The sequence below is a fragment of the Streptococcus sp. Marseille-Q8145 genome, assembly GCF_965112035.1.
The window spans coordinates 367,741-382,923 of the sequence record NZ_CBCOPQ010000001.1; the positions used below are offsets into that span (position 1 = coordinate 367,741).

Annotated in this window: 14 protein-coding genes and 1 pseudogene; 3 read left to right on the forward strand and 12 right to left on the reverse strand. The window is 43.1% G+C overall.

From position 1 onward, the window contains the following. Positions 1-156 precede the first annotated feature (156 nt). Positions 157-1,506 (forward strand): glutathione-disulfide reductase, encoded by a 1,350-nt coding sequence (gene gorA / locus ACWPVL_RS01835; RefSeq protein WP_454386439.1) that lies wholly within the window; start codon positions 157-159, stop codon positions 1,504-1,506. A 645-nt stretch (positions 1,507-2,151) separates the two neighbouring features. After that, the gene (locus ACWPVL_RS01840) at positions 2,152-2,697 is read left to right on the forward strand and encodes a biotin transporter BioY (protein ID WP_454386441.1); all 546 of its coding nucleotides are present in this window, start codon (positions 2,152-2,154) and stop codon (positions 2,695-2,697) included. Positions 2,698-2,719: 22 nt separating this feature from the next. Here ACWPVL_RS01840 and ACWPVL_RS01845 read toward each other — a convergent pair whose 3' ends face one another. Further along, positions 2,720-2,935: a YdbC family protein gene (locus tag ACWPVL_RS01845; protein ID WP_005590703.1), complete on the reverse strand. Its 216-nt coding sequence runs from the start codon at positions 2,933-2,935 to the stop codon at positions 2,720-2,722. An 89-nt stretch (positions 2,936-3,024) separates the two neighbouring features. Between ACWPVL_RS01845 and ACWPVL_RS01850 the strand changes: the two genes are divergently transcribed. Next, positions 3,025-3,381, forward strand: a complete 357-nt coding sequence (locus tag ACWPVL_RS01850) for a hypothetical protein (RefSeq protein ID WP_454386444.1) — start codon at positions 3,025-3,027, stop codon at positions 3,379-3,381. Positions 3,382-3,526: 145 nt separating this feature from the next. On the opposite strand, the gene ACWPVL_RS01855 is transcribed toward ACWPVL_RS01850, so the two are convergent. From ACWPVL_RS01855 to mutM, 11 genes and pseudogenes are all read right to left on the reverse strand, one after another. Then, positions 3,527-4,813, reverse strand: a complete 1,287-nt coding sequence (locus ACWPVL_RS01855) for a peptidase U32 family protein (protein ID WP_454386446.1) — start codon at positions 4,811-4,813, stop codon at positions 3,527-3,529. A 208-nt stretch (positions 4,814-5,021) separates the two neighbouring features. Next, positions 5,022-6,729, reverse strand: a pseudogene (locus ACWPVL_RS01860) (C69 family dipeptidase). A gap of 324 nt (positions 6,730-7,053) precedes the next feature. Continuing rightward, entirely contained in the window at positions 7,054-7,917 is an 864-nt protein-coding gene (tehB, locus tag ACWPVL_RS01865) for an SAM-dependent methyltransferase TehB (RefSeq protein ID WP_454386448.1), read from the reverse strand. A gap of 246 nt (positions 7,918-8,163) precedes the next feature. Continuing rightward, positions 8,164-9,090 (reverse strand): hypothetical protein, encoded by a 927-nt coding sequence (locus ACWPVL_RS01870; protein ID WP_454386450.1) that lies wholly within the window; start codon positions 9,088-9,090, stop codon positions 8,164-8,166. 156 nt (positions 9,091-9,246) lie between these two features. After that, complete coding sequence (smpB, locus tag ACWPVL_RS01875; RefSeq protein ID WP_002894882.1) at positions 9,247-9,714, reverse strand: SsrA-binding protein SmpB; 468 nt, start codon at positions 9,712-9,714, stop codon at positions 9,247-9,249. Continuing rightward, complete coding sequence (gene rnr / locus ACWPVL_RS01880; RefSeq protein WP_454386453.1) at positions 9,677-12,025, reverse strand: ribonuclease R; 2,349 nt, start codon at positions 12,023-12,025, stop codon at positions 9,677-9,679. Before rnr ends, smpB begins: the two co-directional genes overlap by 38 nt. Positions 12,026-12,108: 83 nt before the next feature. Next, complete coding sequence (gene secG, locus ACWPVL_RS01885) at positions 12,109-12,342, reverse strand: preprotein translocase subunit SecG (RefSeq protein WP_005590722.1); 234 nt, start codon at positions 12,340-12,342, stop codon at positions 12,109-12,111. Positions 12,343-12,383: 41 nt separating this feature from the next. Beyond that, positions 12,384-12,533 (reverse strand): 50S ribosomal protein L33, encoded by a 150-nt coding sequence (gene rpmG, locus ACWPVL_RS01890; RefSeq protein WP_005590723.1) that lies wholly within the window; start codon positions 12,531-12,533, stop codon positions 12,384-12,386. Next, positions 12,533-13,729, reverse strand: a complete 1,197-nt coding sequence (locus ACWPVL_RS01895) for a multidrug efflux MFS transporter (RefSeq protein WP_371595174.1) — start codon at positions 13,727-13,729, stop codon at positions 12,533-12,535. Before ACWPVL_RS01895 ends, rpmG begins: the two co-directional genes overlap by 1 nt. Positions 13,730-13,739: 10 nt before the next feature. Beyond that, positions 13,740-14,336 (reverse strand): dephospho-CoA kinase, encoded by a 597-nt coding sequence (gene coaE, locus ACWPVL_RS01900; protein ID WP_288929223.1) that lies wholly within the window; start codon positions 14,334-14,336, stop codon positions 13,740-13,742. A gap of 5 nt (positions 14,337-14,341) precedes the next feature. Next, on the reverse strand, positions 14,342-15,166 hold the full coding sequence (gene mutM, locus ACWPVL_RS01905) for a DNA-formamidopyrimidine glycosylase (protein ID WP_454386456.1): 825 nt from the start codon (positions 15,164-15,166) through the stop codon (positions 14,342-14,344). Between the last annotated feature and the right edge of the window lie 17 nt (positions 15,167-15,183).

Sequence of the window (15,183 nt, forward strand, 5' to 3'; positions counted from 1 at the left end):
CCTAACATATTGTGATAGGAAAAGGGATAAAATCCCTAAAAGGCCATTTTTCCTCTACAAACGCTGTAAAATCTCTAGATCATAGCAGATTTTTGCATTCATTTTCTAAAAAAGGTACAATTACTTCATATTGATTAAAGGAGCTTCTATCTAACTATGAAAGAATTCGATATTATTGCAATTGGCGGGGGTAGCGGGGGTATTGCTACCATGAATCGTGCTGGTGAGTATGGTGCTAAAGCAGCTGTCATTGAAGAAAAGAAATTAGGGGGAACCTGTGTCAATGTCGGTTGTGTCCCTAAAAAAATCATGTGGTACGGTGCTCAGATTGCCGAGGCCATCCGACACTATGGACCAGACTATGGCTTTACTTCAGAAAATCAGCACTTTGACTTTGCTACCTTACGAAAGAATCGGGAAGCCTACATTGACCGCGCTCGCTCATCCTATGATGGAAGCTTTAAACGCAACGGCGTTGAATTGATCGAAGGTCGCGCTCATTTCGTTGACAAGCATACAGTCGAAGTCAATGGAGAATTGATTCGCGCCAAACACATCGTTATCGCAACAGGTGCTCATGCAGCCATTCCTCAGATTCCTGGTGCCGAATACGGCGAGACTTCTGACGATGTCTTTGCTTGGGAAGAGCTGCCCAAGTCTGTTGCTGTCGTCGGAGCAGGCTATATCGCAGTGGAGCTTGCTGGTGTCCTCCATACTCTAGGTGTCAAGACGGATCTCTTTGTCCGTCGCGACCGTCCTCTCCGCAATTTCGATAGCTATCTGATTGACGGATTGGTATCTGAAATGGAAAAATCTGGTCCTAGTCTTCATGCTCACAAGATACCCGAACGAGTGGAAAAACTTCCTGATGGTCAGCTACAACTCTACTTCCAAGACGGTAGTAGCCATATTGCTGAGCGGATTATTTGGGCTATTGGCCGTAAGCCAAATGTCCAAGGCCTCAATCTTGATGCTGCAGGGGTTACCCTAAATGACCGAGGCTTTATCGCTGTGGATGAGTACCAAAACACTGTCGTACCTGGCATCTATGCCTTGGGCGATGTGACGGGCGAAAAAGAGCTGACGCCAGTAGCAATCAAGGCTGGCCGCACCCTATCTGAGCGCCTCTTTAACGGCAAGACAGATGCCAAGATGGATTACTCCACTATTCCGACTGTCGTCTTCTCCCACCCCGCTATCGGCACAGTAGGGCTGACGGAGGAAGAAGCTATTCGAGATTATGGTGCTGAGCAAGTTCATGTCTACACCTCTAGCTTTACCTCTATGTACTCAGCTGTCACCCAGCACCGCCAGCAAGCCAAGTTTAAGCTTATCACTGCGGGTCACGATGAAAAGGTTGTCGGCCTCCATGGCATTGGCTATGGCGTAGATGAGATGATTCAAGGCTTCGCTGTTGCTATTAAGATGGGAGCTACCAAAGCCGACTTTGATACGACTGTTGCCATCCACCCAACTGGCTCCGAAGAATTTGTCACCATGCGCTAAAAGTTTCTTCTTTCGTATTTCTAAAGCTCATTATTATCATAAAATAAAGAATAAAGGGCAACCATAACTTATCCTTTCATTTTTGATTTTTATCTTACATTTTTGTAAGAAAGAAGTCTTAGGCCATTTTGATAGAGCTAAACACACTATTCTGGCTTTATTCTTTGACTTCTTTCTTTATTTTAAAGCACAAAATTCAATTATCATTCAAGCAATTCTAAATTATTTCTAAAATTAGGGAAGATTTATGTAAAGAATCTTCCTCTTTTTTATTTAGTTGACTTACTTCTTCTAGACAAGCTTATAAATTGTAACTTGTCAAGATGATCCTATTTTCTTAAAATATTCATGACTCCCTAGCCATCTTTTACCCTTTCTGCTATTCAAGAAACCGTATTTTTGATATGATAGTAAGAAATACTAAGAGAAAGGGGATTGGAAATGAGCAAAACGAAAAAATTACTAGCAGCTCTAGGAATTATTTTCTTTAATATTTTTGGCTTAATCGCCTTTATCTTCCTCCTCATTCGGAGTCGCAAAAAGCGGAAATAAACAAACAACTGTCTAGTCTGATATGAAAAGACTTGACTTTTTTTTATTTTGATTTAAAATAGTTACCATAATTTTAAAAAGAGGTTTACTATTATGAACAAGAACAAAGCATTTCTTCTTGCACTCCCAGCTATTGGCGCTGCTTTCCTAGCTGTACTCTCCCAGCTTAGTTTCTCCATTGGGACCATTCCCATTACGCTACAGACCTTTGCTGTCGGTTTGATTGCGACCATTTTTAAGCCCAGAGAGGCTGTCCTCTCAACAATTCTCTATCTCTTGCTGGGCGCTGTTGGTCTGCCGGTATTTGCTGGTGGAAGCGGTGGATTTCAGGCTCTCTTTGGTCCAAGCGCGGGCTATCTTTGGGCCTATCTACTCTTTGCGCTGGTTACTTCCAGTCTGACAAGCAAGGATAGCAAGTTTTACACGATCCTTTTGGCTAATCTGATCGGAGATACACTGGTCTTCGTTGGTGGCGTAATCGGACTTCATTTTCTGGCTAATATGGATTTTTCTAAAGCCATTGCTGTTGGAGTCACACCTTTCATTCTTCCTGATCTTTTAAAAATTGTAGCAATTACTCTCATCAGCATTCCTATATTTAGAAGCCTAGCCTTTCATCCCTATTTTTCAGATAAATAGAAAAAACGGATAGACTGAAAGTCTATCCGTTTTTAAATGCATCCAAAAGAACTTGAAATTCTTCATTGGAAAGGGTGATTCCCTTGCCCATCTTGCTGTGGTCAGGACTCCAAGTGCGAATATCGTACTTGGCTGGCGCACCGTTAAAACTTACGCGGTTGAGCTCCTTGGTCCAGCCTTTTTCATTTTCCGATAAAACGAGCAATTTTTCCTCGATTTCAAATTTAAAATCTGCCATACTTTACCTCTTTTCTACTTTCTATCTCATTATTCGTAAAAGATTTTACTTTTTAACTTATTTTATTATATAATATATTGTAACAAGTTATGGAGATTTTATCTATGAAAAAATATCTCGAAATGATTTTACAAAAGACGAATGAGTTCATTAACTATAAAAAGACGGATAAGGAAGAGGATGACAAAAGTCATATCCTACATACGATTGATTTGGCTCTGCGAAAAAATTCTGGTGTCCATGTTATTTTTCTGGATAAGAATTTTACTGGAGATATTGTCAAATATGACCGTGACCGCCAACAGTTGATTGTCAAAAATTTCAAAAAAAGCATGACGACGATCATCCGTGTGCCTGATATCCAGCGTATCAGTCTGGTCCCTAATAATATCCGTGAAGCTCAAAAGAAAGATATTCGGCTCGAAAACCGCAAATTCAAAAAATAACTCTTCAAATCAAAAGCGATTTGAAGAGTTTTATTTTTAAAGCCAATGGATGAATTTTTAGAACAAGGGCTTCCGTTATCAATTCGTATCCACCATGTAGGCAAGGCCTACTTGATGAGCACATTACTCCAGCTTTCGCGCCTGATTAAGCCCGAACAGTCACACTAGTGCCATCTTCTTTATACAAATTGATTAAACCTTCCTTGCGGGCACGGACCATATCACCAGGTTGGACTGGTTGCGGAACTGTAATCGTCAGTAATTCCATTGGATTTGGTGCACGGTCAATCTTATTTCCTCTTTCATCATGGAGGTCAGTAATGTAGGTTTCAAAATGGCGGAAACCAGGTCCATAGAATTCCACTTGATCGCCTTCATGGATAACATTCCGCTGGCGAATCGTTGCAGTTTGTGTAGCCTCATCATAAGCAACCACTTCAGCAACGAACTTGTATTCTGGAATCTTACGACGGGCCCCAAAAAGCTGCTCATTCTCAGTTGGCGTATGGTAGTAAAAGCCAGTTGCCAGCTCGCGTTGAGCTACTTTCCACATTTCATCTACTAGATCTTGCTTAATAGCTTCAAACTTTTCTGGGCTTTCCAAATAGGCGTCCACAGCTGCTTTATAGCAGTTTGTCACCGTAGAAACGTAGTGAATGGACTTCATCCGGCCTTCGATTTTCAAACTATCGACACCATTTTCAATCATATCAGGAATGCGGTCAATCATGGACATATCAACAGCTGACATTGAGAATTCTTCTGGAATTTCCCCCTTCAAACTCTTGCGTTCTTGTCCGAAAGGCATGTCGTACAAATCATATTTCCAACGACAAGATTGCGAACAACCGCCACGGTTGGCGTCACGCATACTCATATGATTGGAAAGGGTACAACGACCAGAGTAAGAAATACACATCGCTCCATGGACGAAGGCTTCGATTTCTACATCGGTACGCTTGCGAATCTCAGCTAGCTCAGCCATGGAGACCTCACGTGCCAAAACAACCCGTGTCAAACCAAGATTTTTCCAAAACTCAAGCGTTTCATAATTGGTTGCACTAGCCTGCGTTGACAAGTGAATCTCCAGACCAGGTGCTTCAGAAGCTGCAATCGCAATCAAGGCTGGGTCAGAAACAATAACAGCCGCGATCCCAATGTCTCGCAAACGACGGAACCATTCTCCAGCACCGGCTTCATTTCCTTCGTGCATGACCATATTGGCCGCTACATAGACCTTGGCACCATGCTCAGCCGCAAATTGGACACCTTCTTCCATTTGCTCAAAAGTGAAGTTCCCCGCACGGCTGCGCAAACCATAGGCTTGACCACCAATAAAAACAGCATCTGCCCCATAGCGAACAGCTACTTTTAACTTTTCTAACGTACCAGCTGGTGACAGTACCTCTGGACGTTTTAATTTTTTTGTCATCTTTTCTCCTATTTGCAATATAAAAGTATTGATGTTTAACCCTATCTATTTTATAGCAATTTATCGCTAAAAGCAAGATGAAGCCTAGTTTTTTGACAATTCTAATCTTCTATCCTCATCTCCTTACTAAGTATTTTAGGATATAGGTTTATTATCTGAGAGAGGAAAAAAGCCAGAAGTCTTAAACTTCTAGCTTTTCTTTCAAAATTTATTCTTCCTCCTTCTTTTTATTAAATTGTTTGTATCCGAAGAATCCAGCAACTAGCACAACCAATACGCCGATGACAATCCAAGTAGTTTGACTTGAGCTATCTTTCTTCGTATCGCTAGCTTTGTCCGCTGATTTTCCTTTTTCTGCTTCAGCTAGGAGGTTTGCTTTGTTATAGCCTGTATAGACAAGATCTGCATCTTTACCTTTTTCTTTCTTAATCTTTTCTTCCATCTCTGCTTCGACTGCTTTGATTTCCTTAAAGATTTTTTTCTGAGCGTTCCAAGGCTTCCTTCGTCACTTCTGGTCCAGCGGCTTTGGCTTGTTCATCTGTGTAGTTTGCATATTTGGCATCGCGTTCAGTTTGTTCTTTATCCCATTCAGCTTCTTTTTCTTTCCATTTTTCTTGGATGCTGTTACCAAAGATTTCTGGATATTTCATAACCATTTGGTCAATATGCCAAACAGTCCAATACCAAGATTTTCCGTCATATTTAGTAGAACGGTTCTTGAAAGCTTCGTAAGTATCTTCTACATTACCATAGAATGGCACATATGGTGTGTTGCGACTTTGTGCCAGACCCAGCCACATAACACCGCCAAAGGCATTTGGTAGGTTTGGTTTGATTTGATAAACGTGGGCGTCGATTACGTTTTCGTTACCTAGCGCATATTTGTATACATTGCCATCGATCTTCTTACCGACTTCAACTAAGTCATCTGCTTTATATTCTGGCAAGTGTTCAAAACGATTTCTTTGTTCAGCGATCACATCATGAACCGTGTATTTCTTATTTGGATCAGTTGGTTCGCGCAAGAGATCAAAAGCTTCATCGTCATAATTTACTTTTGCTTGTGGATCCATCCACTTGATACCTGCGTAGGTCCGAGAACGGTTACGTTCCATATATTTATCAGGTCCGTATGATTTAGCAATCATAAAGTTGCCATCTTTGTCAGTCTTATAGTTGTCTGCTTTTTTAGCTACTTCTTCCACATCTTTAGAAGCAATGACATTTTCCTTATCGTTCAAGTCAACGTGACCAAGATAGTAAGTGTTCGCAAAGACAGCATACTTATTTGTTGGGAATTTGATGGCTACATATTGGTGACCAGACAAGATTTCCATATACCATAGCTCATTTTTATCTGCTGCAACGATGATATTTCCTTCTGCTGACCCTTTTTCATCCAGAACTTTCGCAACTGTCTCAATAACTTCACGTGCTGTTTTTGCACGAGGCAAAGCAAGGTCAACTAATGATGCTTCTGGAAGACCATCTTTTACAAGTGGGTCTTCTTTTAACACTTTATCATTTGGTGTTGCTGAAACGGTCGCTGTCATAGCTACACCAAGTTCATTAAAGCCATGCGCAGCGAAGTTTCCGTTACTTCCGTTGTCACGATCAGAGTCGTAGACAGCTGTGTATTTCATTTCATTCGCCAAATGCGGATAGGTAAAGCCATTTGACTCATCTTCTATCTTATCGCCATCTTTATAGGTCTTAGCTGGCACAACTACATAGTTTTGATTGTGCCGACCACCGTCAGGGGCGTATGGATAGTCCTCTGTCCGACCAAATAGAGTAGAGCCATCTGCTGTCAGATCTTTACCGACAATAAAAGCAGAACACGCTTGTGCCACATGAACAGGCAAAAGAGCAACTAACATTGCAAGGAACATTAGTCTGAGCAGTATTTTCTTCATAGTCTATCTCCTTTTGACTATCTGCGGGGCTGGAATCAACTCCCAGTCTAAACAACATAAACCGTAATACCTTAACATTCCTATTTTAGTATACTCTCTTTCTAAAATTTTTGCAAACGTTTACATAAAATTGTGTATATTTTTTATTTAATCTATATTTCCTCTACTTTTTTCTCAAATCAGAGCAAATAAACTAAAAAATAGCCTCATCTTATTTAGAGGAAAGGCTATTATTTTTTGTCTTATCAGAAAACATCCTGCTATAAAATCTTTATAAGCAATTCACTAGAGATTTTGGCAGAGCCGACTTGAGCTTCAAAGAATTTATCTCACTTTTTTAGCTAACATCGTCGCAAAGCGGAGCTGAATTCGATTGCCGTTTTCATCACGGCGATGGAGGTAGCCAGGATTTTCATTGTACTTGACCAGCTCCCAGTCCTTGTAATACTCGGCAAGCTCCCCTTCCTTAAAGGTAAATGGGAAGGGAACAGAGCAAGGGAAATCCTCTGTATCCATAGCACAGACGATGAGATTGTAGCCGCCAAGCGCTGTATGTTCTTGCATATTGCGGATAATATCTGGAATCCGCTCTGCCTGCAGGAACATCAGAACAACGGTAGAGACGATCAAGTCATAAGTCTGAGTCAGACTAGCTGAGTTGATATCGTAGGTACCCACTGGCAGATCCAAATCTTCCTGCTCGACAATGCTACGTAAGATTTCCAGTGCCAGCTCATTCTGATCTACGGCCGTTACTTCAAAGCCCTGCTTGGCTAGAAAAAGAGCATTGCGACCTTGACCACAGCCTAGATCTAAGGCTCGTCCTGGGCCAACCGTCTGCATAGCTTCCAAAACCTCTGAGTGCACTGGATTGCTGCCGTATTTCTTGGGGAAGTAATCCTCAGGTCGACAGTAAAATTCCAAATACCACTCCAAATCATCTGTCAAAGCTTCAACCCGATGCCAAGCTTGGGGCTGGGCGAAAGGATTATCCTGACCAGCTTCAAAGATGTGCTCAGCCAGCTCCTCACCTTCCTCTGACATCTCAATAAACTTAAGGCGTCCCTTGATAACAGTGATTTTGCCCCAAGTTCCCTCTTTGGTATTGTGCTTGTTCTTGACCAATTCGGGCATGGTCTCAGCTGTCCACACTGGCATGCGTTTATAAGCTAGCAATTTTTCTGTCATAAAAAATCCTTTCTCTGAAAGCCAAATTTCAAAATTTTCACTATCTTTATCATACTCGAAAAGAGCAGACTTGACAAGTGGCAAAGTGGTCAGAACTTTTCTGTTTAGTAAATTTGAAAATAAACAATTTAAGACAGCTACTGTAGATGAAAATCACTAATATAAAACTAAAAAAGACTGGTCGCCCAGTCTTTTAATGTCATTAGTCATCTTCCCCTATAGCTACTATTCACTTCTTTGCCCATCTCAATCATTTTGATGTGACTCTTTCCACTTTAAAAAATCTTCATAAGAATTAATAGGTGTTACTTCATTAGTTTCCTTATCAGTTATAGAAAGAGAAAGCTTATCTTGCCCTACTGGAGCAAACCAGTGCATTAGTGTATTATACCATTCCTCTGAGCTAATATTGCCTTGACGAGTAAAAATCTTTCCCTCAAAAGAATTCATTTTTTTAACAACCTCAGGGTAAAGTTGCGAAATATTTAGATTGCTAGGTATTTCTTTTCCTTCTCTTATTGAAGGTTCGAGATCAGTAAAGTGTGAATCAATACCGTATGAGTCAGTGAGATAAGCCGACAAGCCACTTGTAATGGACGCTTCGTCAAACTGTAACTTATATTTAACAAACTCTTTAGAATAATCAATTACCTCTTCTGTATCTACATTAAAGAGGATCTCTTTAAACCTCGTTGAGCTGTTTTCTTTTACTAATCTAATGTAAATATAATCCTGACCTTGAATGTTTAGAACATCGCCAGATAAATCAACCCCCAACGAAGGATCATAATGTCGAACAATTTCAAAAATATCCAATCTTTTCTTAAACTTCTTCGTCTTTAGATCATACACATTAATAAAATAATACTCTCCTTCATTCTGACGACTATCAGCTCCATTTTCTTTACTATAATCGAACCTCCAATCTTGTATATAAAATTTATTTTGTCCAACTCTTAATCCTTGAAATTCCTTTTCAGAATCCTTAGTTGTCACAAATACAAGTTTTTCATCTTCCAACTGCTCAAAACTGAGTTTTTCAACAGATACCGCATTTCCCGATGCAAAACGCTCCTCTTCTACTGGCGATTGGTGATGAAGGAACAGAGCTCCAAATAAAGCCGTAAGAAGAATTATGAAAAAGATACTTTTTTTCGATTTTATAACTTTCATTCCTTAACCTCAAGTAATTTACTGAAGAATTTATTACATGTTTATATATGCTATCTGTCTGTAAGATAGCTTCCGAATTACATTCCTTATCCTTTCCATTATAACATAAATCCAAAGTCACAGTTGAATACTAAAAAAGACCGGTCACCCAGTCTTTCATCTTGTATTAAAGTTCTTCATTTGTCTTGCGATGTCGCGGTTTTGCTCGCGGCGTTTGATGGACTCGCGCTTGTCATAGTCGTGCTTCCCTTTGGCTAAGCCCAGAAGGAGCTTGGCATAACCGTCCTTGAGATAGACCTTGAGCGGTACCAGCGTCATACCAGTTCCCTTGGTCTCCTGCTCCAGCTTTTGGATCTGCTTCTTATGCAGCAGCAGCTTTCTGCGGCGCTCAGGCTCTTGGTTCCAGATATTGCCCTCTTCATAAGGCGCAATATGGACATTACTGAGCCAGGCCTCACCGTTCTTGATCTGGGCAAAGCCGTCTTTGAGATTGATACGAGCAGCGCGAACACTCTTAATCTCCGTCCCTGTCAGCACCATGCCAGCCTCGATGGTGTCTACGATGGTGTAGTCGTGTCTGGCCTTTTTATTTTGCGCGACGACCTTTCCTTCTCCCTTTGCCATGCTTGGCTCCTTTCTTGACTAGTTCCTTGTAAAATGCCTTCTGGCTCTTGCCTTTCTTGGACTTCTTATCTTTCTTATCTCTGTTGCCTTTTTCTTTGGAAGAATGGCTGCGCTTGTCATCCTCACGGCGTCTCTTCCTGCCAGACTTGCCTCTGCTACTCTTGCTAGTCTTTTCTACCAGGTCAAATTCACTAGGCAGGTATTCAAAGTCAATCTCGCCCGTAGCCTTATCCGCTCGAACCAGCTTGATGCGAATCTGCTGACCGACTTTAAAGACCACGCCAGACTTTTCTCCTTGCAGGGTCATCGTCCTCTCATTGTAGCTATAAAACTCTGGCAGGTTAGTAACATGGATCAAGCCTTCGACCGTATTGGGCAGTTCGACGAAGAGTCCAAACTTAACCACGCTTGAAACCACGCCGTCAAACTCTTCCCCAACAAATTCTCCCATGTACTCAGCCTTCTTCATGGCTTCGACTTCACGCTCGGCCTCGATTGCCCGACGCTCTCGGCTGGAAGACTGACTGGCAATCTCTGGAATCACTTGCTCAAAATGCTCTGCTATTTCTTTAGACTGTCCATAATCCCGTACCATCCGGTGAACCAGCAGGTCCGGATAGCGGCGAATGGGACTGGTGAAGTGAGTATAAAACTCCGCTGCTAGACCATAGTGGCCGTGATTGTGCTCAGAGTAGCGAGCCTGCTGCATGGAGCGCAGAAGCATCATAGATAGAACATCCTCATAAGGCTGGTCTTTGACCGCCTCCATAATATCCTGCAGAGCCTGCTGACTCATAGAGCTAGCCGTTCCGTAAATCCTAATCCCAAAGCTAGAGGCGTAGTCGATAAACTTCTGCACCTTCTCCGCCTTAGGCTCCTCGTGAATTCGATAGATAAATGGCAGATTCAGCTTGGCAAAATGCTCAGCCACCGTCTCATTCGCCACCAGCATAAAGGACTCAATCATGCGCTCGGCAATCCCCCGCTGACGCAGGACAATATCCACCGGCCGGCCTTCTTTATTGACTATGATTTTGGCTTCATTGGTATCAAAGTTGAGCGCTCCACGTTTAAAGCGCATGCTTTCTAGAATCTCATGCAGCTGGACCATGCTGTCAATACTAGGTACAATAGCCTTGAACTGCTCAGCTTTTTCCTCATCACCTGCGATGATGTCGTTGACATCGCTGTAGGTCATGCGGAAGGTCGTTTTAATGACAGACTGGGTGATGGTATGCTTGACCACGCGCCCCTTGGCATCAATCTCCATAATAGCCGACTGGGTCAGCCGGTCCACATTTGGATTGAGGGAGCAGATACCATTGGACAGGCGCTCCGGCAGCATAGGCACCACGCGGTCGGTCACATAGACTGAGGTTGCTCGATTGAGGGCTTCCTTGTCCAGCTCAGAGCCTTCTTTGACATAGTAGGACACATCTGCGATATGGACGCCTAGCTCAAAGTTACCATTTTTCAAGTGCTTGATATGGACAGCATCGTCCAAGTCTTTGGCATCCGCTCCATCGATGGTGAAGGTAATCTCTTCACGCAGGTCCAAACGTCCTTCCAAATCACTTTCTGTCGGTGCATCTGGAACTCGCTCGGCTTCTTCCAAGACCTTTTCTGGAAATTCGGAGACAATGTCCATCGACTCCAGCACTTCCAGTACATCAATGCCAGGGTCGTTGACATGACCGACTACATCAATCAGACTGGCCACAAAGAAATCGTGTTTCTTGGTCGGATATTTGTCAATAGCGACCTTGAGCACCTCTGTGCCGTCCAAAACCATGGCTGGTTTTTTGACATAAATAGGCTGACGGATTTTCTGATTTTTCGAGCGGATATAGCCTGCGTACTTGGGCTTTTCCTCATCCAACACCAGCTGGCCAACCGCTGACGTCAGGCTGTGCTCCAAAATATCTATAATCTTAGCTTCAGCTGACGTTCCCTTGATGCGGTCTGCCACCTTGGTAATGACCACTTCCACCGTATCGCCATCAATGGCATGATTGACATCATTACGGCTGACAAAAAGATCATCCTCTTCTTCATTCAAGGTGACAAAGCCAAAGCCATTCTTATGGGCATGAAAAACACCCTTGAGCGTCAGACGCTTCTGCTTTTTCTTCTCGTAAAGCTCAATCCGCCCCTCATCATCAAAGCGAATCTGATGCTTTCTTTCCATTTGGGAGATCATCTTGACCAAGGCACTAAAGTCCTTGGAAGACTCTTTCCCCAAAGCAGCCGTCAGCTCATCCACGCTGGCCTGCTGCTTTTCTTTTAAATATTCTATAATTTCTTCTTTCATACTTTCTTTCTATACTATGAGGGACTCTTGTTATTGCCCTTTTTAAACTTTAAAAAAAGGCCAAGACAAAGTCAGAGCCCATTTTATTTACTAGATAATACTGCCAATATCAAGGCAATCAGCAACCAGACAAAGATCAAAAATCCTGTCAGACGCTGCATCACAGCTTCAAATCCCCGTGCTTTTGACCGCTCAAAAAGGTCGTTGGCACTCGAATCAAACACGTTACTAGATTGGTTTTTAGTTGGTTGCATGAAAATAGCAATGACAATAAAACCTGATAAAATGACTAAAATCGTTAATAATAGGCTATACATAAATAAAACTCCTTAAAATCCTTTCTATTTTATCATAAAATCTACTTAGATTCAAGATGTAAGGTTACTTTTCTTTCCTTGGGGCAGTACTTCAATACCTCAATCTTATCAGGATGAGTCTTACTATTCTTACTGGTCAGATAATTCTGACTGCCGCAACTGGAGCATTTCAAATGAATTTTAACGCGCACTAGATTTCCTTCTTTTTCAATAAATTTCCAAAACAAAAAAGGTTGATAAGGAGACTCAGTCCCACTAAGCCTGCTGTAGCATAAAAGACTGAATGATAGCCTGCTGTCGCTGCAATAGCCGAACCTGACATGGGGCCGATGACGCCACCCAGATAAAAGAAAATCTGGTTGTAGCTAAAGATTCGAGAAATCCCAAACTTAGGCGTGATTTTGCTCAATAGGGCATTGACCCCTGGCACCAAAGCTCCAGTCCCTAAACCAAACAAGAAACGGTAAAAACCGAGTTGGAGCGAAGAGCCTGCATGAGCACAGAGCAGGTAAATGATAATAGAATAAAACTGAGCTAAAACGAGCAAACGATGATTGCCCATCCGATCCCCCATCCGACCTAAAATACTTGAGCTCAGCATACTAGACAGCCCCATACTCGAAACAATCAGGCCAGATACAAAAATTAAATTGTCCGTTTGGCCTAACTCCCGAATATAAAGGGAAAGAATCGGACCAATAGACTGGGCTGCAAACTGGATAACAAAGCTAGTCAGAAAAAGAGTTAGCAATAGCTTGGGATATCTAATCTGACGAATCAGTTCTCCAAATCCAATCTCCTCTTCCTTGGTGACCGGCCTAAAATCTTCTCGGATGAAAGCAGCCGTCATCAGGGTCGCAATCAAAAAGAAAAAGCCAATCAGTAGAAAGACATTGCGGATGCCAAAGACTTCAGCAATCACTCCACCAATCAAGGGTCCCATGAGATTGCCCGCAACGACACCTGTTGCCAAAGTTCCCAGCGCATAGCCCGTCTTTTCCTTAGGAACCTGACTGGCAATCAAGGCGGTGCTGTTGGGCACATAGCCCGCAAAAACGCCGTTGAGAAAGCGCAGAACCAAGAGCCAAAAAATATTAGGCACAAAGGCAATGCCACCCATGGTAAAGACCATAGCCGTAGCAGCCCGAATCATCATAGGTTTACGGCCATAACGGTCAGCCAAACTGCCCCAGACAGGGGATAAAAAGGCTGCCGAAACAGCCGAAAGAGCAATGCCAAGACCAGCATAATACTCCACCTCATGACCACGCGCTCCTAGCTGCTCCACAAAAAGGGGCATGAAAGGAGTGACCAGAGAAATACTGGCACCTGTCAGGAAATTCCCAAACCAGGCGATTTTCAGATTATGTTTCCAATTTACTTGTATCGTGATAGAATCATCTTCTTTCTAATTTCTGCAAAGCATCGCGAAGCTGCTGTCTTGTTTCCTCAAGCGAGCCATTATTATCAATCAGCACGTCCGCCCTCTTTCGTTTTTCTTGGAGAGATAGCTGAGCTGCTATGCGTTTTTCTGCCTCTTCCTGATTCAGAGCATTTCGATTCATAAGGCGACTGAGCTGAGTTTCCTCCGTCACATCTACCAGCCAGATTTGGTCAAACCAGTTATCATATTCTAACTCAAATAGCAAGGGAAGATCCATAAAAAAGACAGCTTCCGTCTCTGCCAACAAGTCCCGTCTGCGAGCCAGTTCCTCTCGAATAATCTCGTTCTGAAGCTGGCTGGACTGCGCCAAGAGGTCTGGATTCCCAAAAATCATGGCTCCCAGCTTGGCCCGGTCCAAGCGGCCATCTTCCCGTAAGATAGCTGGACCAAAAGCGGATAAAAGAGCTTGATACAGTCGTCCTCCCGGCTCTTGCAGCTCATGCACCACTTGATCCGCATCAATGACTTGATAGCCCTGCTGCTTCAAAAAATCTGTCACAGTTGACTTACCCGAGGCAATGCCGCCAGTGATACCGATAATTCTTACCACAACAGCTACCTCGCTTTCTGGCAATGAGGACAGAGATGAGTACCGCGTCCGCCCAGCTTAATTTTTTCAATCGGGCTGCCGCATCTAGCACAGGGTTGACCAGTCTTTCCATAGACCTGCAGAAAATCCTGCATCGTGCCATTTTCACCAAAAGCATTATTGTAAGTCCGAATGGTCGATCCTCTCTTTTCAATCCCAAGCTGCAAAACTTCTATAATCTGCTCACGCAACCGCTTTACTTCAGCAGGCTTTAGACTAGCTGCTGGCCTTGCCGGATGAATCCGCGCCCGCCAAAGGGCCTCATCTACATAGATATTGCCCAGACCAACGACTAAAGTCTGCTCTAGCAAATAGGGTTTGATGGGCTTCTTGGAACGACTCAAAGCTGCAGCAAAAGGCGGCAAAAGAAAGTCCGCCTCTGTCGGCTCAGGACCAAGCTTTCTGGCAGTGAAATAAGCCTCTAGCCGATCCTTTCTCAACAGCTCCATGGTTCCAAATTTGCGGACATCCTCATAAACAAGCGTCCCACCATCCGTCATCTCGAAAAAGACATGGGCATGCTTGCGCTCAGGCACCGCATCCGGATAAAAAAGATACTTGCCTTCCATTCGCAGATGGGAAACCAGCACCCCGCCTGTCAGGTAAAAGAGCAAATACTTGCCCCGACGGCCAATCTTTTCAATGGTTTGACCTGGCAAATCGTGGACAAAGGCATCCACTCCCGCGCCAATCATCTTGGCATAGCGGACCTGCACCTGCCTAATCGTCTTGCCAACAACCAGACGCTCCAAACCGCGCCGAACCGTTTCCACTTCAGGTAATTCAGGCATAAAGTTCCTTTCTTAGT

What these genes read in the sequence shown, in the direction of transcription:
- gorA (WP_454386439.1), top strand. Translation starts at nt 157, where the DNA reads ATGAAAGAATTCGATATTATTGCAATTGGCGGGGGTAGCGGGGGTATT.
- ACWPVL_RS01840 (WP_454386441.1), top strand. Translation starts at nt 2,152, where the DNA reads ATGAACAAGAACAAAGCATTTCTTCTTGCACTCCCAGCTATTGGCGCT.
- ACWPVL_RS01845 (WP_005590703.1), bottom strand. Translation starts at nt 2,935, where the DNA reads ATGGCAGATTTTAAATTTGAAATCGAGGAAAAATTGCTCGTTTTATCG.
- ACWPVL_RS01850 (WP_454386444.1), top strand. Translation starts at nt 3,025, where the DNA reads ATGGAGATTTTATCTATGAAAAAATATCTCGAAATGATTTTACAAAAG.
- ACWPVL_RS01855 (WP_454386446.1), bottom strand. Translation starts at nt 4,813, where the DNA reads ATGACAAAAAAATTAAAACGTCCAGAGGTACTGTCACCAGCTGGTACG.
- tehB (WP_454386448.1), bottom strand. Translation starts at nt 7,917, where the DNA reads ATGACAGAAAAATTGCTAGCTTATAAACGCATGCCAGTGTGGACAGCT.
- ACWPVL_RS01870 (WP_454386450.1), bottom strand. Translation starts at nt 9,090, where the DNA reads ATGAAAGTTATAAAATCGAAAAAAAGTATCTTTTTCATAATTCTTCTT.
- smpB (WP_002894882.1), bottom strand. Translation starts at nt 9,714, where the DNA reads ATGGCAAAGGGAGAAGGAAAGGTCGTCGCGCAAAATAAAAAGGCCAGA.
- rnr (WP_454386453.1), bottom strand. Translation starts at nt 12,025, where the DNA reads ATGAAAGAAGAAATTATAGAATATTTAAAAGAAAAGCAGCAGGCCAGC.
- secG (WP_005590722.1), bottom strand. Translation starts at nt 12,342, where the DNA reads ATGTATAGCCTATTATTAACGATTTTAGTCATTTTATCAGGTTTTATT.
- mutM (WP_454386456.1), bottom strand. Translation starts at nt 15,166, where the DNA reads ATGCCTGAATTACCTGAAGTGGAAACGGTTCGGCGCGGTTTGGAGCGT.